The sequence below is a fragment of the Candidatus Thiosymbion oneisti genome, from assembly GCF_900092655.1.
Classification (GTDB): domain Bacteria; phylum Pseudomonadota; class Gammaproteobacteria; order Chromatiales; family Chromatiaceae; genus Thiosymbion; species Thiosymbion oneisti.
On the sequence record NZ_FLUY01001573.1, the window covers coordinates 1 to 461 of the forward strand.

General features: G+C 64.2%; 1 protein-coding gene. It reads left to right on the top strand.

Going from position 1 to position 461, the window contains the following annotated elements; all coding sequences use genetic code 11:
- A partial coding sequence (locus BQ17_RS15930) for a contractile injection system protein, VgrG/Pvc8 family (protein ID WP_256091636.1) occupies positions 1–461 on the top strand: 461 nt, incomplete at both ends.

A 461-nucleotide genomic window follows, 5' to 3' on the forward strand; every position in this document is an offset into this window, starting at 1 on the left:
GCCTTCGTCCACACCGATTTCGACTTTACAGCGCCGCGCAAAGACCTGCTGACCGAGCGGGACCACCCGCATGAGCATGCCCGGGCGGATCTGGAGCGCTACGACTACCCCGGTGGATACACCCAACCCGACCAAGGCGACGACTGGGTACGCGCCCGCATCGAAGAACTCCATGTGGACTACGAGACCGTAAAGGGCAGCGGCAATGCCCGTGGCCTGGCCACCGGGGCGCGCTTCAAGCTGACCAAGTATCCCCGCGACGACCAGAACCGGGAATACCTGCTCCTCTCCGCCGATTACCAACTGCGCTCCGATGTCTTCGGCTCCGTCGGCACAGCGAACACCGGCCCGGTCTTCCACTGTGAATTCACCGCCCTGGATGCTAAAACGCCCTATCGTCCACCACGGAACACCCCCAAGGCCCGGGTCCAAGGCCCCCAGACCGCCATCGTCGTCGGCAA